The sequence below is a fragment of the Mucilaginibacter sp. genome (assembly GCF_041663085.1).
Taxonomy (GTDB): Bacteria; Bacteroidota; Bacteroidia; order Sphingobacteriales; family Sphingobacteriaceae; genus Mucilaginibacter.
In genome coordinates, this window is the sequence record NZ_JBAZRC010000072.1 from 1 (window position 1) to 22,086 (window position 22,086).

At 43.2% G+C, this 22,086-nt stretch carries 20 protein-coding genes and 1 pseudogene; 15 read left to right on the forward strand and 6 right to left on the reverse strand.

Annotation, left to right across the window (positions count from 1 at the left end; translation table 11 throughout):
* A pseudogene (locus tag WC615_RS13845) lies at positions 1 to 432 on the forward strand (phenylalanine 4-monooxygenase); the annotation flags it as partial.
* Between the two features lie 44 nt (positions 433 to 476).
* On the forward strand, positions 477 to 1,181 hold the full coding sequence (locus tag WC615_RS13850; RefSeq protein ID WP_372978682.1) for an SDR family NAD(P)-dependent oxidoreductase: 705 nt from the start codon (positions 477 to 479) through the stop codon (positions 1,179 to 1,181).
* A gap of 118 nt (positions 1,182 to 1,299) precedes the next feature.
* Here the strand turns inward: WC615_RS13850 and WC615_RS13855 are convergent, their stop codons facing one another.
* Positions 1,300 to 1,638, reverse strand: a complete 339-nt coding sequence (locus tag WC615_RS13855; protein WP_372978683.1) for a single-stranded DNA-binding protein — start codon at positions 1,636 to 1,638, stop codon at positions 1,300 to 1,302.
* 146 nt (positions 1,639 to 1,784) lie between these two features.
* On the opposite strand from WC615_RS13855, the gene WC615_RS13860 reads away from it, so the two are divergent.
* Positions 1,785 to 2,177 carry a hypothetical protein gene (locus tag WC615_RS13860; RefSeq protein ID WP_372978684.1) on the forward strand — a complete coding sequence of 131 codons (393 nt, stop codon included), beginning with the start codon at positions 1,785 to 1,787 and terminating at the stop codon, positions 2,175 to 2,177.
* A gap of 39 nt (positions 2,178 to 2,216) precedes the next feature.
* On the opposite strand, the gene WC615_RS13865 is transcribed toward WC615_RS13860, so the two are convergent.
* A complete protein-coding gene (locus WC615_RS13865) occupies positions 2,217 to 3,410 on the reverse strand; it encodes a cation:proton antiporter (RefSeq protein ID WP_372978685.1) in 1,194 nt (397 codons plus the stop codon).
* Positions 3,411 to 3,579: 169 nt separating this feature from the next.
* On the opposite strand from WC615_RS13865, the gene namA reads away from it, so the two are divergent.
* The 3 genes from namA (at position 3,580) to WC615_RS13880 (ending at position 6,362) form a co-directional block, all read left to right on the forward strand.
* On the forward strand, positions 3,580 to 4,647 hold the full coding sequence (gene namA, locus WC615_RS13870; RefSeq protein ID WP_372978686.1) for an NADPH dehydrogenase NamA: 1,068 nt from the start codon (positions 3,580 to 3,582) through the stop codon (positions 4,645 to 4,647).
* 489 nt (positions 4,648 to 5,136) lie between these two features.
* Positions 5,137 to 5,556 (forward strand): OsmC family protein, encoded by a 420-nt coding sequence (locus WC615_RS13875; RefSeq protein ID WP_372978687.1) that lies wholly within the window; start codon positions 5,137 to 5,139, stop codon positions 5,554 to 5,556.
* Positions 5,557 to 5,771: 215 nt separating this feature from the next.
* Entirely contained in the window at positions 5,772 to 6,362 is a 591-nt protein-coding gene (locus tag WC615_RS13880; RefSeq protein WP_372978688.1) for a DUF4230 domain-containing protein, read from the forward strand.
* A 15-nt stretch (positions 6,363 to 6,377) separates the two neighbouring features.
* On the opposite strand, the gene WC615_RS13885 is transcribed toward WC615_RS13880, so the two are convergent.
* The gene (locus WC615_RS13885) at positions 6,378 to 6,989 is read right to left on the reverse strand and encodes a trans-aconitate 2-methyltransferase (RefSeq protein ID WP_372978689.1); all 612 of its coding nucleotides are present in this window, start codon (positions 6,987 to 6,989) and stop codon (positions 6,378 to 6,380) included.
* Positions 6,990 to 7,036: 47 nt separating this feature from the next.
* Between WC615_RS13885 and WC615_RS13890 the strand changes: the two genes are divergently transcribed.
* The 4 genes from WC615_RS13890 to WC615_RS13905 all read left to right on the forward strand — a co-directional run bounded on the left by WC615_RS13890 (position 7,037) and on the right by WC615_RS13905 (position 11,031).
* Positions 7,037 to 7,510 (forward strand): rhodanese-like domain-containing protein, encoded by a 474-nt coding sequence (locus tag WC615_RS13890; protein ID WP_372978690.1) that lies wholly within the window; start codon positions 7,037 to 7,039, stop codon positions 7,508 to 7,510.
* A gap of 110 nt (positions 7,511 to 7,620) precedes the next feature.
* Positions 7,621 to 9,000: a M16 family metallopeptidase gene (locus tag WC615_RS13895; protein ID WP_372978691.1), complete on the forward strand. Its 1,380-nt coding sequence runs from the start codon at positions 7,621 to 7,623 to the stop codon at positions 8,998 to 9,000.
* A gap of 16 nt (positions 9,001 to 9,016) precedes the next feature.
* Positions 9,017 to 10,351, forward strand: coding sequence for a M16 family metallopeptidase (locus WC615_RS13900; protein WP_372978692.1), 1,335 nt, complete (start codon positions 9,017 to 9,019; stop codon positions 10,349 to 10,351).
* Between the two features lie 149 nt (positions 10,352 to 10,500).
* Positions 10,501 to 11,031 carry a transposase gene (locus tag WC615_RS13905; protein ID WP_372978693.1) on the forward strand — a complete coding sequence of 177 codons (531 nt, stop codon included), beginning with the start codon at positions 10,501 to 10,503 and terminating at the stop codon, positions 11,029 to 11,031.
* Positions 11,032 to 11,175: 144 nt separating this feature from the next.
* Here WC615_RS13905 and WC615_RS13910 read toward each other — a convergent pair whose 3' ends face one another.
* The 3 genes from WC615_RS13910 to WC615_RS13920 all read right to left on the reverse strand — a co-directional run bounded on the left by WC615_RS13910 (position 11,176) and on the right by WC615_RS13920 (position 16,147).
* Positions 11,176 to 12,294, reverse strand: coding sequence for an AI-2E family transporter (locus WC615_RS13910; protein ID WP_372978694.1), 1,119 nt, complete (start codon positions 12,292 to 12,294; stop codon positions 11,176 to 11,178).
* Positions 12,295 to 12,351: 57 nt separating this feature from the next.
* Entirely contained in the window at positions 12,352 to 14,490 is a 2,139-nt protein-coding gene (locus WC615_RS13915) for a tetratricopeptide repeat protein (protein WP_372978695.1), read from the reverse strand.
* A 178-nt stretch (positions 14,491 to 14,668) separates the two neighbouring features.
* Positions 14,669 to 16,147 (reverse strand): glycine--tRNA ligase, encoded by a 1,479-nt coding sequence (locus tag WC615_RS13920; protein WP_372978696.1) that lies wholly within the window; start codon positions 16,145 to 16,147, stop codon positions 14,669 to 14,671.
* Positions 16,148 to 16,338: 191 nt separating this feature from the next.
* Between WC615_RS13920 and WC615_RS13925 the strand changes: the two genes are divergently transcribed.
* From WC615_RS13925 to dnaN, 5 genes are all read left to right on the forward strand, one after another.
* Positions 16,339 to 17,046: an ATP-binding cassette domain-containing protein gene (locus WC615_RS13925; RefSeq protein ID WP_372978697.1), complete on the forward strand. Its 708-nt coding sequence runs from the start codon at positions 16,339 to 16,341 to the stop codon at positions 17,044 to 17,046.
* Between the two features lie 161 nt (positions 17,047 to 17,207).
* Positions 17,208 to 17,729: an outer membrane beta-barrel protein gene (locus tag WC615_RS13930; protein ID WP_372978698.1), complete on the forward strand. Its 522-nt coding sequence runs from the start codon at positions 17,208 to 17,210 to the stop codon at positions 17,727 to 17,729.
* A 130-nt stretch (positions 17,730 to 17,859) separates the two neighbouring features.
* Positions 17,860 to 18,354: a hypothetical protein gene (locus WC615_RS13935; RefSeq protein ID WP_372978699.1), complete on the forward strand. Its 495-nt coding sequence runs from the start codon at positions 17,860 to 17,862 to the stop codon at positions 18,352 to 18,354.
* Positions 18,355 to 18,484: 130 nt separating this feature from the next.
* On the forward strand, positions 18,485 to 20,896 hold the full coding sequence (gldG, locus tag WC615_RS13940) for a gliding motility-associated ABC transporter substrate-binding protein GldG (RefSeq protein ID WP_372978700.1): 2,412 nt from the start codon (positions 18,485 to 18,487) through the stop codon (positions 20,894 to 20,896).
* Positions 20,897 to 20,932: 36 nt separating this feature from the next.
* Positions 20,933 to 22,057 (forward strand): DNA polymerase III subunit beta, encoded by a 1,125-nt coding sequence (gene dnaN / locus WC615_RS13945; protein WP_372978701.1) that lies wholly within the window; start codon positions 20,933 to 20,935, stop codon positions 22,055 to 22,057.
* Positions 22,058 to 22,086 lie beyond the last annotated feature (29 nt).

Consider the following 22,086-nt stretch of genomic DNA (forward strand, 5'->3'; position numbering starts at 1 on the left):
CCTTCGTGGGGTGTTTATGACATGGCTGTTGGTGAAAAAATAACCTCGGTATTTTGCGGTGCGGCAGATAAAGATGCCTTTTTAGAGATAGCCTACAAATCGAACACGGGCACCCACCATGCTGATTATGATCATAATACCAAAGAGCTGCATAAGTTATACCAGCAGGTACGCAGCCGCCGCCATGCCGGCGGCGATCTGGGCTTTTTAGGCAATGTGTGGATGATGCTGCAAAAGTTCCATCACGATGACTGGTTGTGCGCCCTTGAAATACTGGAATTATTAGATCACGAAGAAGCTGAACCCGCTTTGGCCGCCGAGATAAGGCAGTTTCTGGAGCAGAAAGCCATTTATGAGCCCGAATATAAAAAACTGATAAGCGATGGGCTGTACCTCATTAAACACCCGGTAGAGGAGAAGTTGATAGTTTAACTAACAATACTAAATTTGCAGTAACACATCTATAGAGGGGTACTATGAACATCATTATAACAGGCGCCAGCAGCGGCGTAGGATTTGAAGCTGTATTAGAACTGATATTATCTGGCAAGCATAAAGTAATAGCCTTGGCGCGCTCGCAGGATAAACTGACCCGCTTGCTTGAAATTGCCAAGGGCTTAAACCCCGATTGCGAGATCTTTGCAATCGCTTTTGATATTGTACACGATGATTATGAAGGACTGCAACAATTCATTACTGCTAACTTTGATGGCAGGGTAGATGTGCTGATAAACAATGCAGGAGTGCTCATTAATAAACCATTTACAGACCTAAAAGAAATGGACTTTGTAGAAATGCTGCAAAGCAATTACATAGGCCATGTACGCATTATACAGAGCCTGCTGCAATTTATGGGCGATGGCTCGCATATCCTTAATATAGGCAGTATGGGCGGTTTCCAGGGCAGTGCTAAGTTTAACGGCTTGTCGGCATACTCTGCAAGTAAGGCCGCGTTGCATACACTTACCGAATGCCTGGCACAGGAGCTTGTTGAACAGGGCATCAAAGTAAACTGCCTGGCCCTTGGCTCGGCGCAAACCGAAATGCTGGAACAAGCCTTCCCGGGTTACGAATCGCCGGTTATGGCCTTTGAGATGGGTAAATACATAGCCGATTTCGCGGTTACCGGGCACCGGTTCTTTAACGGAAAAGTATTGCCGGTAGCGGTTTCAACACCATAATTCGGTTAAAGCCAGAATCATTTCTTAGGTACCTAACCCCATAAATGAGACGGCAATGAAGCTGTCGCTGATTAAACGTACAGCTTCATTGCAGTTGGCTTTAGCCAACTGAACCTAATTATTCCTTACCGCCCATCTTTATAAACTCATTCACTACAACCTCTGTTACATAGCGTTTTACGCCGTCTTTATCATTGTAATTACGCGATGCCAATTTGCCTTCAATGATCACCGAATCGCCTTTTTTCAGGTAGCTCTCGGCCATGGTTGCCTGTGTTCCCCAAAGCACAATGTTGTGCCATTGGGTATCGGTAACCTTTTCGCCTTTGTCGTTTTTGTAGCTGTCGTTGGTAGCGATAGATAAACGCACCATTTTGCGGTTGTTATCAAATGTCCTTACATCAGGGTCCATGCCTATGTTGCCAATTAATCTTACGCTGTTTTTAATAGTTGCCATTTTGTATTGTGTTTAATATTAGATAATTATCAACAGCACAAAGATGGCGTGGGGCATAGAACCTAGTCGGTTAGTAAGCAGTTATAAACGGTTGTATCCGTTTGCAAGCGTTTGCAAACGGATAAATTATTGCTTATCTTTAGGGTATGACAGCGGAAAGAAAATGCCTGGATTGCGGTACCTTATTACACGGCCGTGCCGATAAAAAGTTTTGTAACGACCTGTGCCGCAATAACTTCAATAACCAGCTTAACAGTAACAGCTATAACCTGGTACGAAATATCAATAATATACTGCGCCGCAACCGCCGTATTATAGAAGAACTTAACCCCACAGGCAAAACAAAAGTAAACCGCGAGAAGATGCTGCAAAAAGGGTTTGATTTTGATTACTTTACCAGCAGCTTTAAAACACAGGCCGGCGCGCGTTACTTTTTCTGTTACGAATATGGCTACCTACCGCTTGATAATGATGAGGTGCTGCTTGTGAAAAGCAAAAAAGAAAGCGGTAAATTCAGTGAGGAACCGCAGCGGATTTAAACGCCCCTCAAACGGATTTTAACGTCCTTTAAACGCCTTTTAAAGGTCCTCAAACTCCTGGGTTGATTGTTTTTTAGTCCCTAATAGCCCAAGGCTCATAATTATGCTGGTACCCAGTATCACCACAAATAAAAGACCGGTGCCGAGCATCGGAATTTTAATGTTTGCCGGGATGGTGTAAAAAAGCAACACGCTTATTAACCCCCGTGGCACGATAACCAGCTCGGGCATTAGTCCGTTTTTTAGAACCAGTTTCAGATACAAAAATCTCACGAGGTATATCAGCAGTAAAACCAGGCCGCCGTTTATAATTACCGCCCAGTTTTGCAATTGGTAAACATCCATAGTGTAACCAAAAATAATGAAGAAAAAGGTACGCATTATAAAAGCGCTCTCGGCAGATAACTGAAAAAGCTGTTTAATATCGTAACCCAAAGTAGGGTAAATAAAATACTTACGGAACCAGCCAAGCCTGATCTGCCCGGCATTGTTAAGGAACAGGCCAAGCGACAAAACAATAATAAGCGATGATAAATGGAACGACTGCCCAATGCTGTAAACCAGTATCAGGATAGCTATGATAAGGAACGATTTAATATGATGCGTTAACCTGCCTATTAAATAAAGCAGCAGCAGGCACGACCCAATGGCCACAAGCAATATTATACCAAGTTCGGCACCTAATTTGGCGAAGGCAGATACGTTTATATGATCGTTACTGATCATAAAGTTGAACAGTACAACCGTCAGGATGTCTGAGAACGAGGATTCATAGATGATAAATTCTTTTTTCTCCTTACTGATACCTGATGCCGACGGTATAGCAATGGCTGAGCTTACTACACAATAGGGAATAGCGTTTACAAAGCACTTATAAATACTTTCGCCGCTGATGTAGTAAAACGCATAAGTAATAAGGCAGGAGGTAAGCAGCAGGATAGATAATGCCGAAAGGAATGATTTACGGATAACCGCGTTTTTGTTTTTGCTGTACTTCAGTTCAAGTGCACCCTCAAATACAATGAGGATAAGCCCTAAAGTGCCTAATGCCGGTAGTATGGTTGTAAAGTTTATTTTAAGCAGGCCAAAGTAATCAACCCCTAAACGGATCCCTATCCCTAAAAAAAGAAGCAGAATTACAGACGGTACTTTAGTTTTACCGGCTATCAGATCGAACAGGTAACTGAATATTACCAACCCGCTGAGTATAATAAGGGTAGTGTATGTAGTCAAATTATATTTTTATTAGGGTAAACATACATTTTAACTTTCAGAGGCATCAACGCAAAAAGCCCCTAATTGTTCATATTTAAGTAATTTAACCTTTAAATAAGGTAAATGACAAAACCATGAAACGCCATGGCTGTTACTTATCCATATTTGTGCAACAAATAATTAAACTATGCCGCATTTATTTTCTCCCCTCCAAGTAAAAAGTATCGAATTTAAGAACCGTATTGTGGTATCGCCTATGTGCGAATATTCAAGCATTGACGGCTTTGCCAATAACTGGCACCTGGTGCATTTAGGCGCACGTGCGGTAGGCGGTGCAGCGCTAATTATAACTGAAGCTACAGCAGTATCGCCCGAGGGCCGTATCAGCCCCGCCGACCTGGGCATCTGGAAGGATGAGCATATTGCGAAACTGAAAGAAATAACCACCTTTATTGAACAACATGGTGCAGTTGCCGGTGTACAATTAGCACACGCCGGCCGTAAAGCCAGCCATGCCGAACCATGGAATGGCGGTAAGCAAATACAAGCCGATGAAGAAAATGGATGGGAAGCGTTAGCGCCAAGCGCCCTGGCTTTTAGCCGAAGCGAAACCGCCCCGCTTGCGCTTGACAAGGCAGGCATAGCCAAAGTAATTGCCGATTTTAAAGCAGCAGCCGTACGGGCAATAGCCGCCGGTTTTAAGGTGATTGAATTGCATGGTGCGCATGGTTACCTGATCAATGAGTTTCTATCTCCGCATAGCAATACCCGTACTGATGAATACGGTGGCTCTTTCGAAAACCGGAGCCGTTTCCTGTTGGAAGTGATTGATGCCGTAAACGAGGTTTGGCCGGCAGATCTTCCGCTATTTGTGCGCCTTTCTACCACCGAATGGACAGAAGGCGCGTGGACAATAGATGATTCTATCGCGTTAGCAAAAATATTGAAGGATAAGGGCGTCGATTTGGTAGATAGTTCTACCGGTGGTAACGTGGCGGGTGCGCAGATCCCGCTTAAACCGGGTTACCAGGTGGAGTTTGCCGAAGCCATTAAAAAACATACCGATATACTTACCGGCGCGGTTGGGCTGATAACCGAAGCCAAACAAGCTGACGAGATCATCCAAACCGGGCAGGCGGATATGGTGTTTATGGCCAGGGAGTTTCTTCGCGACCCGCATTTCCCCTTGCGTGCAGCGCACCAACTTGGGCAGGAAGTTAAATGGCCGGTACAGTACGAACGGGCGAAGTGGTAATTAACCCACCCCGCGGCACTACGTGCGCGACCCTCTCTCCGCAAGCGGAAAGAGGGTGAGAAAAGGAGAGTGAGGAGAAAAGCAAAACCCTCTTTCCGCGTAGCGAAGAGAGGGTGGTCGAGCGAAGCAATGACCGGGTGAGTCAAATCGCCGCAATGCCACGCCGCTTTGTTAGTTAACTCACCCCGACTGCGCTACACATGCTGCCGCAAGTGTCCCGCTTGTGGACTTATGAGCTTGCATTATGCTAAGTATTGCATCGTGCAACCGTTTACCAGGCATGCGGCCACAAGCGGGACGCTTGCGGTAGCAGAAGAGGAGAAAGCAAAACCCTCTTTCCGAGTAGCGAAGAGAGGGGGCGAGCGAAGCAATGACCGGGTGAGTAAATCGCCGCGATACAACGCTACAATTTATTATTTCCTTAACATCTAATATTTTTATTCAACCCAACATATCGCTATTTTAGCAAAAACTCAAAAAACAAAAACTATGAAACGTACAGCAAATGCACACTGGAATGGCACCCTGCAAGAGGGCAAAGGCGAAATAACCACCCAAAGCACCATTCTTAACAAAACACAATATTCGTTTAAAACCCGTTTTGCCGATGGCGTGGGTACCAACCCCGAAGAACTGATAGCTGCTGCACACGCAGGCTGTTTTACTATGGCAGTTGGCGCGGCTTTATCGCAAGCGGGTATTACTCCCGGCGATTTAACTACTGATGCTATCCTTGACCTGGATATGCAGGCGCTTGAAATTAAAGGCATCCACCTGGAACTGAAAGCATCTGTAATTGATGGTGTGGACGAGGCTAAATTTAAAGAAGTTGCCGAAGGCGCAAAAGCCGGTTGCATCGTATCAAAAGCGTTGAGCGTGCCAATTACATTGAACGTTACTTACGCTTAAATTAATTGATCAAATTAACCACAAAGGACACAGAGGTTTTCACAGAGAGCACAAAGAATTGCTTTTTTAACTCTGTGATCTTTGTGTTTTTCTCTTTGTGTACTCTGTGGTTACAATAACTATGTAATCAAAATAATTAATACATAATTTAACCAAACAGCGATGTTCAAAACCATCGCTGTTTTAGTTTGTAACTATTGTAAATACAATTATCCATGTTTAGTACGTCCCGTTCCCGCATATCGCTTACGCTGTTGTTTGCGCTGGTTATTACCGGGTTTTTAATATTCCTGTTCTTTTATATTAAGCACGAGTTTAACACCACTCGCACCCAGGTTACCGAAGATGCAATGGTAACCAAAGTAATAGCCATGGGTAAGCTTGAACTGGTAAAATACAGCATGAAGGATGTGGTGGAGAAGAAAGAGCTGCACATGATACTGCCCGATTCGCGTGTACTATTCGTCGCGGTGGGCGAGGTAACCGCCTGCATCGACCTCACTAAAGTAACAAAGGCCGACATTAGCCAAAGCAAGGATACGGTAAGCATTGCCCTGCCGCAGCCCGAGATCTGTTACGTAAAGCTCGATCATCAAAAATCGCGGGTGTATGATGTGTCGGGCGTTTGGTTTGCCGATAAAAGTAAGGAGATGGTGGAGGATGTTTACAAAATTGCCGAAAAGAAAATGCTGGCTACCGCTACCGAAATGAACCTGCTTGGCAAAGCACGCGAAAATGCCGGGCTGATATTTAAACCTTTTTTGGAGAATGTATCGGGCAAAAAGGTGGTGATAAGCTTTAGGTAGGCCTTTGTACAGGCGCTAAGGTTTTTTAAAACTGCAAAAAATAAAGTTTTGTGTTGTTTGGAAAGGGGTGGTATGATCTTCTGTAATACACTTGATTTTTTTAAACAGAGGGGTTAATTGCTCTTGCAATTGGGTTTCGGTGTATTGTTTAATGGGTAAACCACTGCACTTTTCAGGCCCATTGTCAGAAAAAGTACCAATCACCATAAAACGGGATACCGCTTTTGCAGCAATGCTAAGGTAAGCGCCGATTTGTTGCGGGGTGGTTAAGAAATGAAACGCCGCGCGATCGTGCCAAAGATCGAACTGTTCGGTTGGTTTAAATTTGGTTATATCAGAAACTATCCATTTAACCAGCAGGTGTTTTTCGCCCAGTCTGGCTTTAGCTTTTTCCAACGCATGTTCAGCTATATCCAACACTGTAATATCGGTAAATCCATCTTGCAATAAAAAGTCTACCAATTTGCTGTCACCGCCTCCAATATCAATGATCCTGGCGCTTTTGGGTAGGTTAAAGCCCCTTGTAAAGTTGAGCGATGTTTGGGGGACGGATTGAGTCCAGCTCACCTGCTCCGGTGCTTTTGTTTGGTAAACTTGTTCCCAATGCCTTTTTTTATTTTCTTCCACAGATAATCATCATCTTTACGGACTAAATATCCTTATAATTATTGACGATGAAAAGAATCCTTTATGCAATCTGCTTCAGTATCATGTTCATGGCTTTAAGCGCTATTAAAAGTAAGGCCCAGGTATCTGCGCGCCCGGTAACCATGCCGGGGGTTAGCAACCCGTGGAACGATGGCGACTTACTGGAACCGGCTGATCTTGTTAACGCCATAAAACCGGGTAACACGAAGCCATTTATCCTCAACATCGGCCCGGTAGAAAACATCCCCGGCACAACTCATATTGGTGCTGTAAGCAACCCAAAAAATATGAATACGCTGCAAAAAACACTGGTACCCTTGCCCAGGAACACTGCTGTTGTTATTTACTGCGGTTGCTGCCCGTTTGCTAAATGCCCCAATATCCGCCCAGCCTTCAATGAACTAAAAAAGCTTGGGTTTACAAATGTGAAAGTGCTTAACCTGACCACCAATTTAAAAACGAACTGGATAGAAAAAGGCTATCCGTTGGCTAAAGATTGATTTGATCTTTAGTGTTCTTTGGTATTATTATCTAAAAAAGCCTCACAAACAATGTGTAACTAAAATTTTAATTATATGTAATATATTTAGGGTATTGTAATCTAACAAACATGACCCTGAAATTTACCAAACTTTTAACCCTTACTGCGCTGGGCATGGTATGCTCAATTTGCGCTGTTGCCCAACCGAGGCTCCCTGAAGGTTACTTCTGGAAAAAGCTGCCAAACGGTTTGGAAGTTGTTGTTATTGAAAACAGCAAAGTGCCCTTAACCACTATTGAAATTGCTGTAAAGAACGGTGCCTACACCGAAGGCCCCGAGTACAGCGGCCTTTCGCACCTTTTTGAGCACATGTTTTTTAAGGCCAACAAGGATTACCCCACGCAGGAGAAATTCCTGAAACGCACGCAGGAGCTTGGCGCCATCTGGAATGGTACCACCGGTAACGAACGTGTAAATTATTATTTCACCATTGGTAAAGACAGCCTTAACGCGGGCCTTAAGCTAATTAATGCTTCGGTACGTTTCCCTATTTACCGGGAAGAGGATATGCAGAAAGAGCGCCCCGTTGTTGATGGTGAGTTTCAGCGTAACGAGAGCAGCCCGGGTTTCCAGTTATATTATGATATCAGCAAAAATCTTTGGGGCGATCTGATAACCCGCAAAATGCCTATCGGTATCCACGAGGTGATCAATACCGCAACGCCCGAGAAGATGATGGTGATCAAAAACAAATATTACTTCCCTAACAACAGCCTGCTTATTATTTGCGGCGATGTAAAACACGAAGACGGCTTTAAGAAGGCAGAAGACATTTTTGGCGACTGGGCAAACAGTGGTTTCAACCCGCACGAAAAATACCCTATTCCGGCCTTTAAACCGATGGAGAAAAGCGTAGCGTTTGTAAAAGAAATGTCGATAGCGCAAACACCAATGATGATGTATGCATGGCAGGGCCCGGCTTATATGACAGATTCGGCATCAACCGTAGCTGCCGATGTACATTCGACCATATTGGGTCTTAATTCATCTAAGTTTCAGCAGGCGCTTGTTGATAAAGGGCTGGCATCATCAGCAGGTATAAGCTATAATACCAGCCACTATACAGGCATGATATCGTTATTTGTGGTACCTAACCCAACCAAAATAAAAGAGTGTTATGATGAGATCCAAAACCAGATGACCCAGTGGGGCAAAGCCGATTATTATACCGACGAGCAATTGGCTGATGCTAAAGCAATATTATTGCGTAACCACAGCCGCGAATTGGAAAAACCATCGTCGCTGCCATCGCAGGTTAGTTTTCAGTGGTGCAGTACCTCGCTTAATTACTATACCGATCTTAACGATAACTACCAGAAAGTTAGCCGTAACGATATTGCAAAATATTTGAATACTTATATTGTTGGCAAGCCGGTGGCATCGGGCATTATTTTAACACCCGAGTTAAGCAAACAGCTAAACGTGGCTTCGTTTTTTGTAGCAAAATAATCTAACACTAATCACGATGAAGAAATATATATATCTATTGCTTATTGCTGTAGCAACCGGGGGCGTAAACACAGCCTCGGCACAGCAAAAAGCGTACGAAATGATGGTTGATGGCGTAAAAGTTATTGTACAACCAAGCGGTAACGATATTGTAGAGATACAAACCGTTATAAAAGGCGGCGTACAAAATTACCCCGCCAACAAAGCCGGGATAGAGGCTATGGCCATGAACGCCCTTAACGAATGCGGTACTTTAAAGCATGATAAAAATGCTTTTAAAAACCAATTGGATAAAATTAGCGCCGCTGTTTATGGCGTCGCGCTTAAAAACTATTCGGTAATAAAGGTTAATTGTATAAAAAGCGACCTGCCAACTGCCTGGCCATTATATGTTGAGGCCATAACCATCCCCAAATTTGATGCAAAAGAGTTTGCACGTATCAAGCAGGATCAGTTAACCCAAATTAAGGCGGAAGACTCTGACCCGGATAATGCTATTGATAAATATGCCGATAAAATTGCCTTTAACGGCCGCGATTATGCGAAAGACCCTAACGGTACAGCCGCAACTATACAACCCCTTACGGCCGAAGAAACCAAAAACTACTACCATTCTGTACTAACCAAATCGCGTTTGCTGATAGTGGTAGTTGCCGATCTTGACCGTGCTGATATTGAAGCTAAAGTAAAAGGTTTGTTGAGCACCATTAAGCAAGGCGCCCCGTTCGAACTGAAAAAATCATTCTTCAGGGTGTATAAAAATACCTTCTCGGGCGAGAACCGCCAACTGGCTACCAATTATGTTGAGGGTGTAACCAGCGGGCCTGCCCCCGGCACCCCCGATTTTGACGCCTTTAATGTAGCCATGCGCATATTTGCTGATAAGCATTTCCTGGATATCCGCACCAATAACGGTTTATCATACGCGCCGCAATCGTGGTTTAGCGTGGGTTCTACCTCGGTAGCTAAATTTTCGGTATCAACTACCGAGCCTAATAAATACATAGCTGTATTTGATAAACTGGTAGACAGGATAAAAAAAGAAGGTTTTAATGCTGCCGAAGTTGCCAATATGAAAACCACCTATTTAACCGGTTTTTATTACAAGAATGAAACCAACACTGCACAGGCGGGTTCAATTGCATCTAACGAGGTATTGCATAACAACTGGAGGCGATCATTAACCCTTGCGGATGATGTTAAAAAACTAACACCAACGCAGGTAAGCGATGCCTTCCGCAAATACATTGGCAACATTGTTTGGGTGTACCAGGGCGATACCAAAAAGGTAAACCCAATACTGTTTACAAACGGTACGCTTAATAAGGCCGATAACCCGGTAAGCCATTAGTAAGCCGATAGTCAAAAGAAAGGTCCGAAGTAAAACTTCGGACCTTTCTTTTACCGCAGTCGCTCGCGTATTCGCGAGTGACGATTATTATAAGGCCTCCGGCCTCATCCACTCTTTTATTTTTATCGAACAATAATTATATTCGATAAATGTCTGAGTTACGAAAAGCTAATAGCGACCGCCCATTTTTTCTAACATTCCCGGTTGTTGGCTGGATTGATGTATTTACCAGAAATGATTATTGTGAAGAATTTATTCGCAATTTAGAATACTGTAGGAAAAATAAAGGGTTAAAGGTGTACGCTTACTGCATCATGAGTAATCATATACATTTGATTGCAGCACATAATGATGGAAAACTACCCGATGTAATTCGCGATCTTAAAAGTTACACCGCTAAACGTATCATAGCAATGATCAGCAACAACCTTCAGGAAAGCCGTAAAGAATGGTTGCTTTACTTGTTTAAATTTTTTGCGAACAATACCAGTCAAAACAGTGAATATCAGTTTTGGCAAAAAACAAGTTTCCCAATTGAACTACATACCCCCGAAATATTTGATCAGAAAGTGAACTATATACATCAAAACCCTGTAAAGGCAATGCTTGTTAATGATGAGACAACATACATTTACAGTAGCGCTAATCCCGACTCACCGTTTATGGTTGATGAAAGTTAACCGGCTTACTGCGGCCAGAGGCCGCGTAATAGTACTCACTCGGCTGGAGCCGAGCGAGTGAGGAATCTTTTTCATCACAGTCGCTCGCGTCTTCGCGAGTGACGATTATTATAAGGCCTCCGGCCGCAACTATGCGGCCTTCAATCAACTATCCGCCTTCTTAGGCAGCACTGCTTTGCGCCTGTGGCGGCTTCGCCACCTTTCGCCCATGTGGTGGGTTGGGATGTTATCGCCCAGTAGTTTGCCCCAGGGTTTAAGGTCGTCAATCCGATCGAAAACTATTTTAAGGACCGCCACAAACGGAATAGACAGAAACATGCCCGATACGCCCCATAAGGCATTGCCCAGCAGCACCACAATGATAGACATAAGCGCGTTGATCTGTACTTTGGATGATACTATACGCGGCACCAGGATGTTGTTATCAATAAACTGGATAACAATATATGCTATAATTACGCCCAACTGTGTAGAGTAACCATCCTTAGTAACAGTAGCCATAAGCACAGGCAGGGCAATGGCTATAATTCCGCCCAGGTAAGGTATCAGGTTAAGTATAGCGCCTATGCAACCTATCAGTATGCCATACTTTACGCCAAGCAATACCAGCGCGGCAGAGTTCATGGCGGCTACGATGATCATCTCTATCAACAGGCCTACTATATAGCTTTGTATGGCGCTTTTGGTTTCGCTAAGTACATCACTAACCTTTTTTGAGTTTTCTTCAGAGAATACTTCATACAAAAAATTAAGGATGAGTGTTTTGTAAAGCAGCATCAAAAATATGTATACCGGCAGCAGGAATATAATGGCAAGCGTGCCCAGTACGCCGTTAACGGTGCGGCCTACCATCGCCTGGCTGTTTTTCATGGCGTCTTTTAGCATTTGCTCCTGTTTGGTTATCTCAATACCAAAGGTGTCATGGATCCAGCCTTTTAGATCGACGGTGATGGATTCAAACTTTTTTTGCAACATGGGCAGCGAGTCGCCAAATTGTACTATCTGTGTGCTCAGGAAATAAAACACTGTGGCTACAGCAATTATCATCACCAGCATGGCAATGGCAATAGCTAATACTTTAGGTACCTTATGGCGTTGTAAACGGTTTACAAGAGGGTTTAGTAAAATGGCCAAAAACGCTGCAAATGCCAGCGGTACCAGTATATCTGCCAGCTGTATCATCACATAAACAAGCAAAATAAGGCCAAACAGCACTGCCGTGCTTTGGATATAAAAGGGTTGATCTTTAATTTTTATAGACATGTACTTGTGTTTTCATATAAACACAAAAGGAGCGTAGAGGAGAATTGTTTGGATATGTTATACCAGTTCTTTTAAACGGCTTACATCAGCAGCAAGCGAAAAGCCCAACTCTGTGCCTTTATTAAGCTGGCTTTTAGCCCAAATGTGGCCATTGTACTTTTCAATAAGATCTTTGCAAAATATAAGGCCCATGCCGGTGCCGCTTTCATTCATGGTGCCAAAATTACTGGTTACTTTACCTATAAAAAGGCGGTCTAATTGTTCCTTGCTCATGCCAATGCCATGATCGGTAACGGTAAAAATAACCTTGTCTTCTATGATCTGTGCTGCAATTTCTATGGTGCTGTTAAAGTGCGAAAATTTGATGGCGTTTGTTAAAAAATTATGTATCACAATCCTTATAGAATTTGGATCGGCCAGTACAATGTGGCCCGAGCTTACCAGGTTTATGGGGGTGATGTTTTTTTGCTTAAACTGGTCTTCCATATTGGCCTGTTCAATTTTTACAATATCGCACAGGCAAAAGCTTTTGGTTGTGTCTTCCACGTTATCTACCTGGCTGTTTATCCAAAACAAAAGTGTATCTAAAAAATCTGAGGTGTATTCCAATTTTCGGAATACAACGGGTACCATTTCAATAAACTCCTTATGGGTAATATCCTTATCCGTCATTAACGAAAATATCCCCCTTAATGTACTTAGCGGTGCCCGTAAGTCATGTGCCAGTATACCAATAAGGCGGTCTTTTAGTATATTCAGATCATTAAGTTTATCGGCCTGGTTTAATACTTCTTTATTTTTATCTTCCAGTAATGCGTTTGCTTTTAACTGGTTGCGTTTAGCATTGTAATAAAACACCATCATTATAGTAATTATTACAATTATTATTGCATATATGATATTGGTGCGTTTTTGCTCGGCAATTTTTTGTACCAGTGCTTCTTCTTTTTGACTTGCCTTTTTTTGGTTGTTCTCAAAATCAATAGCCAGGTTATATGATGTTAATTTCTGCAAGCTTTCATCATTTTTTAAGCTATCTCTTAAGTCGGTATACATTACATGCTGCTGGTATGCCTTATCAAGTTGTTTAAGGCCTGCAAACGCCTTGCTCATTTGCAATGCCGCATCGGCCCGTGTATTAAGGCTTTGCAGTTTGTTGGCCATTTGCTGGGCCGGTATGGCATATTGCAGTGCTTTTTTATAGTCTTTTTCCAGGTTGTATATTAAGGCCAGGCCTACATAGGCTTGCGCCTGGTTGTATCTTATATTATTTTTTGTTGCCGACTGAAGCGCTTTGTTTAAGTAATATATCGCCGAATCTTTTTTTAGGGTATGATAGTGATATAAACCAAGGTCGTAATATATCAGGCTGATGCCTTCTTCATCGCCAAGTTCGTGAAACATAATTGAAGCACGGTTTAGGTAATTATAGGCTTCATCGTACTTTTTTTGTGCAAGCTTTACTTCGCCTATGTTTTGGTGAATAATGCTAATGCCTTGTTTGTCATTCAACTTTAGCCATAACGAGTTTGCCTTATTAAAGTAAGCAAGTGCTTTTGGGTATAATTCAAGATGTTGCATTACCACACCAATATTGCAGTAGTTATCGGCTGCCGCAAGCTGATTGTTAAGTTGTAAATCTATGATCAGCGATTTGAAATAATAATCGAGTGCTGTGCTAAAATCGCCTTTATTATCATATGTAATACCAATTATAGCATAACAATCTGCAATATCAATTTGCTTATGTAGTTTTTTACGGATAGCTAATGCCCGCTCAAAAAAGCCTATAGCCCGCGTATAATTCCCTAAAAAATCTTGTACCCGGCCAAGCCCCATATAAGCCTTGCTAATACCAAACGGGTTATTAATTTGGGTGTATAATTTTAAACTGGTGTTATAATTATTATTGGCGGTAACATAATCGCCTTTAAACGAATTAACAAGGCCTAATAGCTCAAAACCTTTTGCTATACCTTTTACGTAGTTGATTTTTTTTGCTGCATTTATTGCAATGAGTGAATAGTGTCTTGTACTATCGGGGGCCGATTCATAATATTCGGCTGCAATTTTATTTAGGCGGTTTATGGCAATAGTGTCTGTAGCTTTTAAAACACCATTTGCAGTAAATGTAAGTTGCTTAAGGCTGTCAATTTTATTAATATGCTGAACGGCTGATGCGTTTAACACGATCATACTGAGAAGAAATAATATATTGCACGGTTTCAATCGGATCGGTAATTTACACTAAAGTAAAAAGTTTATTAATATTAAGTTAATGCAAATGCACATCTTGTTAAATTTATAACTGTTATAAATAAAAAAAGCCTGCAAATTTGCAGGCTTTAAAATATTAATATCACTTAATAAGTAATTATCCTAATAAGTTTTTCCAGCTTACCTTTTCACCAATTATTTTATCAAGCTGGTCGGCTGGTACGCGTTCCTGCGCCATGGTATCGCGGTGGCGGATGGTTACGGTATTATCCTCTAAAGTTTGGTGATCTACCGTAATACAGAAAGGTGTACCAATAGCATCCTGGCGGCGGTAACGTTTGCCAATAGCATCTTTCTCCTCGTACTGGATGTTAAAATCAAGCTTTAGCTTGTCCATTATTTCGCGGGCTTTCTCAGGTAGACCGTCTTTTTTGGTCAGCGGGAAAATAGCGGCTTTAACAGGGGCAAGGCATGGGTGCAGGCGCAGTACGGTACGGCTATCCTGTTTTTCTTCAGTACTCAGGTCTTCTTCCTCATAAGCGTTGATCATGGTCAGCAAAAACATCCTGTCTAACCCTATAGACGTTTCAATTACGTAAGGGATATAGTTGCCGTATGGCTTGCCGTCTTCGCCCAATTCAGGGTCAAAGTATTGCATTTTTTTGCGCGAGAATTTCTCGTGCTGGCTCAGGTCAAAATCGGTACGGCTGTGTATACCTTCTACCTCTTTAAAGCCAAACGGGAAATCAAACTCAATATCATAAGCAGCATCAGCGTAGTGTGCTAATTTAGTATGCTCGTGGTAACGGTATTTAGCGGCATCGGTACCCAGGGCAAGGTGCCATTTTAAACGCGCTTCTTTCCATTTTTCAAACCATTCTTTTTGTGTGCCGGGGCGTACAAAGTATTGCATCTCCATTTGTTCAAACTCGCGCATGCGGATGATGAACTGGCGTGCAATAACCTCGTTACGGAATGCTTTCCCAATCTGCGCAATACCAAACGGGATCTTCATCCTGCCAGATTTTTGCACGTTCAGGTAGTTTACAAAAATTCCCTGTGCAGTTTCCGGGCGCAGGTATATGGTCTCAGATTCACCTGCAATAGCGCCAACCTGTGTGCTAAACATCAGGTTAAACTGGCGTACTTCCGTCCAGTTGGCGGTACCGCTTACCGGGCATTTTATATTTTGTTCAATGATCAGTTCGCGCAGGCGGGGCAGGTCTTCGGCCTTTAGGGCGTTGTCCATTTCTATCTGCAATTCCTCAGCCTCGCTGGTTTTACCTTCTTCATCAAGTTTGGCAATGCGGTCTTCCAGTAACTGATCGGCGCGGTAACGTTTGTTGCTGTCTTTGTTGTCAATCATCGGGTCGCTGAAGCCGTCAACGTGGCCGCTTGCTTTCCAGATGGTTGGGTGCATAAATATGGCCGAATCGATACCCACGATGTTATCATGCATCTGCACCATGGCTTTCCACCAGTAGGTTTTAATGTTGTTCTTTAGTTCCGAGCCGTTTTGGCCGTAATCGTAAACAGCGCTTAAGCCATCATAGATCTCGCTCGACTGGAAAACAAAACCATATTCCTTACTGTGCGATATAACATTTTTAAAAAGATCGTCGTTCGAATTGCTCATAATAGGGGCAAATATAGTTTTTAGAGACGAAAGGTTAAAGGCGAAAGGTAAATAGAAGCATAAGAGTAATTTAACCACAGAGGGCACAGAGATTTTTACACAAAGTGTACAGAGAAGGCTTTGTGTTCTCTGTGGTTAAAAATATCGCGCCTCACATCTCAAATCTCACATCTAAAATCTATTTTTACCCCATGAGCATCCGGGTAGAGGCATTAACAAAAATTTACGGGCAGCAAAAGGCTGTTGATGGTATCAGTTTTACGGCAGATACCGGCGTACTGGGTTTTTTAGGCCCAAATGGTGCCGGTAAAAGCACTACCATGAAAATGCTTACCTGTTTTTTACCGCCAACAGCGGGCACGGCCACCGTTTGCGGCTTTGATATTGGTACACACCCGCTTGATGTAAAGCGCCATATTGGTTACCTGCCAGAGAGTAACCCGCTGTATACGGATATGTACGTAAAGGAGTCGATGGCGTTTGTGGCGGGCATACACGGCCTGCATGAACCTGCTAGACGTATTGCCGAGGTGATTGAACAAACCGGCCTGGGCCCCGAGCAGCATAAAAAGATAGGCCAGTTATCAAAAGGCTACCGCCAAAGGGTTGGCCTTGCGCAGGCCATACTGCATAACCCACAGGTATTAATACTTGACGAACCCACCTCCGGGCTCGACCCCAACCAACTGGTAGGTATAAGGCAGTTAATTTCAGAACTGGGTAAAGCAAAAACCATTATCCTTTCCACCCATATTATGCAGGAGGTTGAGGCTGTTTGTAACCGGGTGATCATTATTAATAAGGGCACAATAGTGGCTAATGATGCATTAACAAACCTTCGCGAAAAAAATAAGGGAGCCTCGCTCGAACGTATTTTTATTGATCTTACAAATTTGTAACGTGTTATTTGTTAGTATGTTAGCTGTGAATGGCTAGGTGCTGCAATAATTTTGCACTTTTTCTGTAACACAAATGTTATACGTGCGTCTATATACCCAAACATAGCAAAGCAGACGGTACCCTGCATGCTGTTACTTAAAATTACACAATTTATCAAATCATGAAAAAAGTATTATTACTATTAACCGTATTATGCGGTCTTTCAATCAGTTCATTCGCGCAATCATCTAACGAAGGTGGTAAATGGAATATTGGTTTGGATGCTGGCCTTCCGGTAGGCAAATTGCACAACTCTACCAATTTTGTACTCGGTGCATCAGTAAAATATGAGCACCCAATTGCAACTTCTACATTTGTTACTATTTCCGCCGGTTACAACCGTTTCTTTTATAACGATGATGCCAAAGCGCTTTTAAAAGCTTTTGGTTCTGACAAATCAGGTGAAGGATTGATTCCAGTTAAAGCCGGTTTAAAATATTACTTCAGCGAAGGTTTCTTTGGTGAGGCACAAGCCGGTGCAGGTTTCTCAACTGAAAGCGGTGGCGGTACTGCATTTGTTTATTCTCCTGGTATTGGTTATTCATTCGCAGGTGGTTTTGAAGCCGGTGTACGTTATGAAGGTTATTCAAGCGATGGTCGTAGCACTGCAATGACCGCATTACGAGTAGGTTACAGATTCTAAAACTTATCAACATATTATTCAAAAGCCCCAATTTGGGGCTTTTTTTTGGGATATTATTTTGAAATATTATTTAGATATTTATTATAAAATTTTACATTTGTTACTATTAATCAACCTTATACAACAAGTTATGAAAAAATTACTACTGTTATTCGTAATCGTGGCAGGTGCAGCATTTTCTGCATCAGCCCAATCATCATCAGAGTCGGGTAAATTCAGCATCGGCCTTGAAGCAGGTTTGCCAGTTGGTGATATCAAAACCGCAGGTGGAAAGCTATTTATCGGCGGTTCATTAAAATATGATCAGCCGATAGCCACGGGTACATTTTTTACAATTTCTGCCGGTTATACAAGCCTTTCGTTTAAAGACACCTATGGCGGTGGTTCTACAGGCTTTGTGCCGGTAAAGGCAGGTATTAAATATTTCCTTGCCGAAAGCTTTTACGGTGAAGCACAATTAGGCGCTGCATTTTCTACTGAAAGTGGCGGCGGTACTGCATTTGCTTATGCACCGGGTATAGGCTATGCATTCGGCGGCGGTTTAGACCTTGGCGTACGTTACGAGGCCTGGTCTAAAAACGGTACCGTTAGCCAGGTGGCGGCACGTTTAGCGTATAGCTTCTAATAAATAAAAGAAAATCTTTTGAAAAACCCGGGATATGTATCCCGGGTTTTTTTATGCCTTCAATTTTGTAAAGCATTACTTTACATTGGCTTATTAATATTGTAATTTCGGCACTTTATAAACATATCCTGTGCTTAGTATCCTCAAAAAAGAGATCACAACATACCTTAGTTCGCTGGTGGCTTATATAACCATTGGTGTTTTCCTGCTTGTTTTAGGTTTGTTTTTGTGGGTATTCCCCGATACCAGTATACTGGCCTACGGTTATGCCGGTTTAGATAGCCTGTTTAGCACTGCACCCTATCTGTTTATGTTTTTGGTGCCCGCTATCACCATGCGCTCGCTTGCCGAGGAACGCAGGGAGGGGACTTTTGAACTTTTACTTACCCGGCCCTTAACAAACCTGCAAATAGTATTGGGCAAATATTTTGCCGGGGTAGTAATTGTACTGTTTGCATTGCTGCCAACGCTGGTATATTATTTCAGTGTAGATACCTTAGGTACACCGCAGGGTAATATTGATACAGGCGCGGTTATAGGCTCGTATATTGGCCTATTTCTTTTAGGCTCATCATTTACAGCTATTGGTTTGTTTGCCTCGTCGGTAAGCAAAAGCCAGGTTATAGCGTTTACCATAGCGGTTTTTTTAAGTTTCTTTTTTTACAGCGGGTTCGATTCGCTGAGTACCATCCTGTCGCTGCAAAACCTGGGCCTGCAGGGCTTAGGCATTACAGAGCATTACCAATCTATCAGCCGCGGGGTGCTGGATACCCGAGATCTGATGTACTTCCTGGTGCTGGATGCCTTTTTTATCTGGGTTACCCTTTTTGTACTATATAAGCAAAACGGACGCAAATTTGTAAATACTGCTTTTTTAAGTACCATGGGGATCCTGTTTTCGCTGACAGCGGTAACCATATTGTCTGATAAGATCTTCACCCGTTTTGATTTTACAAAAGAGAAACGCTTCACTATATCGCCGGTTAGCCGTAAGGTGATGGATGGCCTGCCAAATACCGTAAATGTCACCGTTTATTTGCAGGGCGATAACTTCCCCGGGGGGATGAAAAGGCTGCAAACATCGGTTAAAGATATGCTGGCCGATTTACAGGCCTATAGCCATAATGAGCTTCAATTTGTATTTACCGACCCGCTTAAGGGCGTTGCCGAAGATCAGCAGAAACAGGTTTATGATGAGCTGGAAGCTAAAGGCGTAGAGGCGCAAAACCTGAGTGTTAAAACTGACGACGGTGTTTCACAAAAAGTGATCTTCCCGTTTGCACTGGTAACCTATGGCAACAAAAGCATCCCCGTTAAATTGCTGCAATCGCAAAGCAGCATGAGCCTTTCGCCGGATGAGGTGCTGAACAACTCCATCCAGAACCTGGAATATGCCTTTACATCGGCCATAAAAAAAGTGACCAGCGGTGGCAAACAGCGCATAGGCTTTACCGAGGGGCATAACGAACTAACCGACCTGCAACTAACCGATGCTATGCGATCATTAAGCGACGGGTATTTAGTTGGCCGTGTTAATTTAACCAGTATCCCTTTTGATAGCCTGGCCAAGGTTAGTTTACTGGTAATACCAAAACCCGATAAGGCTTTTACCGAACTGGAGAAATTTAAGCTGGATCAATATATTATGCGTGGTGGCCGTGTGCTTTGGGCTATTGACCAGGTAAGCGCCGAACTGGATAGCCTGCGTGGGCATGGAGGCGAGCAATTAGCCTTTAATAAGCAACTCAACCTCGATGACCAGCTGTTTCGTTACGGGGTGCGCATCAATTACGACCTGATAGCCGACATGAACTGTTCTGCCATACCCGTTACCACCGGCGATGCCGGAGGGCAGGCGCAGATCCAGTTGTTGCAGTGGCTGTATTACCCGGTTTACCTGCCTATGTCCAAACACCCTATTGTAAAAAATCTTGATGGCATTACCAGTCAGTTTGCCAGCACTATTGACCTGCTGGAGACTAAAAACATAGAAAAAACCATACTGCTTACTTCATCGCCATATAACAAAAAGCTGTCTGCCCCGCATATGCTGTCGTTACAGGCTTTGCAGGACGAGCCCAAGCCAAAGGATTTTCAAAGCAACCCTAAAATAACCGGGGTGTTGCTGGAGGGGAATTTCGTATCCGATTTCAGGAACAGGCCCCTGCCCGAGGGTTTAAACGAGAAGGTAGATGTGTTGGCCCAAAGCAAACCCACTAAAATGGTTGTACTAAGCGATGGCGATATTTTGCGCAACCAGGTAGGCTCTGATGGTTCACCGTTCCCGCTGGGGTATGACAGGTATACGCAGCAAAGCTATGGTAACAAAAACCTGCTGCTCAACATTGCCGATTACATGACCGACGATTCGGGCCTGATATCGGTGCGTAGTAAAGAGATTCAGATCCGCCTGCTTAACCGTGCCCGTATACGCCAGGAGAAGCTGTTTTGGCAATTGGTAAATAATATTGCCCCGATAGGGATAGTGTTAATATTTGCTATTTTTCAACATTATAACCGTAAGCGAAAGTATGCTCATTAAATTTTATACTTTTGGTAGATAAACGTTAATAACATCATGAGATTTATTGTTTCCACATCAACACTACTCAAGCAATTACAGTCGGTAAGTGGCGCGCTAAGCAACAGCACCGTATTGCCAATACTGGAAAACTTTTTGTTCGAGATTAAAGACGGGAACTTAACCATTTCTGCTACCGACCTGCAAACCAGCATGACCACATCGCTGGCTGTTGAGGCTAAAGAAAATGGCCGTATTGCTATACCATCGCGCATCCTGTTAGATACCCTTAAATCGTTACCTGAGCAACCGGTGGCTTTTTCTGTTGATGACAGCACCTTCGCTATCGAAATAAGCGCCGGCGACGGTAAATACAAGCTTAGCGGCGAAAACGGTGAGGATTTCCCGAAGATACCGGTTGTTGAGAACGCATCGTCAGTAAACCTGCCCGCATCCGTACTGGGCGAGGCTATCAATAAAACCATATTTGCTGTTAGTAACGATGAGTTGCGGCCCGCTATGACAGGCGTATTTTGCCAGTTAAGCAGCCAGCACCTAACATTTGTAGCTACTGATGCCCACAAGCTGGTACGTTACCGCCGTAAGGATGCCAAGGCAGACAGCACTACATCATTCATATTGCCTAAAAAGGCGTTAACCCTACTTAAATCGGCCTTGCCGACAGATGATGTTAACGTATCTGTAGAATATAACAGCACAAGCGCTTTCTTTAAGTTTGGCAACATCAATTTGGTTTGCCGCCTGATAGATGAGCGTTACCCTGATTACGAAGCAGTTATCCCTAAAGAAAACCCTAACAAATTATCTATTGATCGTTTAGCGTTCCTGGGTTCACTTAACCGTGTAGCCATCTATGCCAACAAAACAACTCACCAGGTTAGGTTAAAAATAAACGGCAGCGAACTTAATATATCATCAGAAGATATTGATTTTGCCAATGAAGCGCACGAGCGTTTAAGCTGCCAGTACGAAGGTGAGGATATGGAGATAGGCTTCAACGCCCGTTTCCTTATTGAGATGCTGAAGAATTTAAATTGTGAAGAAGTATCGTTAGAGATGTCGACCCCTAACCGTGCCGGTATATTATTGCCACAAGGCGGCGACGAGAACGAAGATGTACTGATGCTGGTAATGCCGGTAATGCTTAACAGCTATGCATAAAGATTAGTGAGTGGGGAATAGTTAAGTGG

Excerpts from the sequence above, each read along its gene's own strand:
- WC615_RS13850 (WP_372978682.1), top strand. The coding sequence starts at position 477 with ATGAACATCATTATAACAGGCGCCAGCAGCGGCGTAGGATTTGAAGCT.
- WC615_RS13855 (WP_372978683.1), bottom strand. The coding sequence starts at position 1,638 with ATGGCAACTATTAAAAACAGCGTAAGATTAATTGGCAACATAGGCATG.
- WC615_RS13860 (WP_372978684.1), top strand. The coding sequence starts at position 1,785 with ATGACAGCGGAAAGAAAATGCCTGGATTGCGGTACCTTATTACACGGC.
- namA (WP_372978686.1), top strand. The coding sequence starts at position 3,580 with ATGCCGCATTTATTTTCTCCCCTCCAAGTAAAAAGTATCGAATTTAAG.
- WC615_RS13875 (WP_372978687.1), top strand. The coding sequence starts at position 5,137 with ATGAAACGTACAGCAAATGCACACTGGAATGGCACCCTGCAAGAGGGC.
- WC615_RS13880 (WP_372978688.1), top strand. The coding sequence starts at position 5,772 with ATGTTTAGTACGTCCCGTTCCCGCATATCGCTTACGCTGTTGTTTGCG.
- WC615_RS13890 (WP_372978690.1), top strand. The coding sequence starts at position 7,037 with ATGAAAAGAATCCTTTATGCAATCTGCTTCAGTATCATGTTCATGGCT.
- WC615_RS13895 (WP_372978691.1), top strand. The coding sequence starts at position 7,621 with ATGACCCTGAAATTTACCAAACTTTTAACCCTTACTGCGCTGGGCATG.
- WC615_RS13900 (WP_372978692.1), top strand. The coding sequence starts at position 9,017 with ATGAAGAAATATATATATCTATTGCTTATTGCTGTAGCAACCGGGGGC.
- WC615_RS13905 (WP_372978693.1), top strand. The coding sequence starts at position 10,501 with ATGTCTGAGTTACGAAAAGCTAATAGCGACCGCCCATTTTTTCTAACA.
- WC615_RS13910 (WP_372978694.1), bottom strand. The coding sequence starts at position 12,294 with ATGTCTATAAAAATTAAAGATCAACCCTTTTATATCCAAAGCACGGCA.
- WC615_RS13915 (WP_372978695.1), bottom strand. The coding sequence starts at position 14,490 with ATGATCGTGTTAAACGCATCAGCCGTTCAGCATATTAATAAAATTGAC.
- WC615_RS13920 (WP_372978696.1), bottom strand. The coding sequence starts at position 16,147 with ATGAGCAATTCGAACGACGATCTTTTTAAAAATGTTATATCGCACAGT.
- WC615_RS13925 (WP_372978697.1), top strand. The coding sequence starts at position 16,339 with ATGAGCATCCGGGTAGAGGCATTAACAAAAATTTACGGGCAGCAAAAG.
- WC615_RS13930 (WP_372978698.1), top strand. The coding sequence starts at position 17,208 with ATGAAAAAAGTATTATTACTATTAACCGTATTATGCGGTCTTTCAATC.
- WC615_RS13935 (WP_372978699.1), top strand. The coding sequence starts at position 17,860 with ATGAAAAAATTACTACTGTTATTCGTAATCGTGGCAGGTGCAGCATTT.
- dnaN (WP_372978701.1), top strand. The coding sequence starts at position 20,933 with ATGAGATTTATTGTTTCCACATCAACACTACTCAAGCAATTACAGTCG.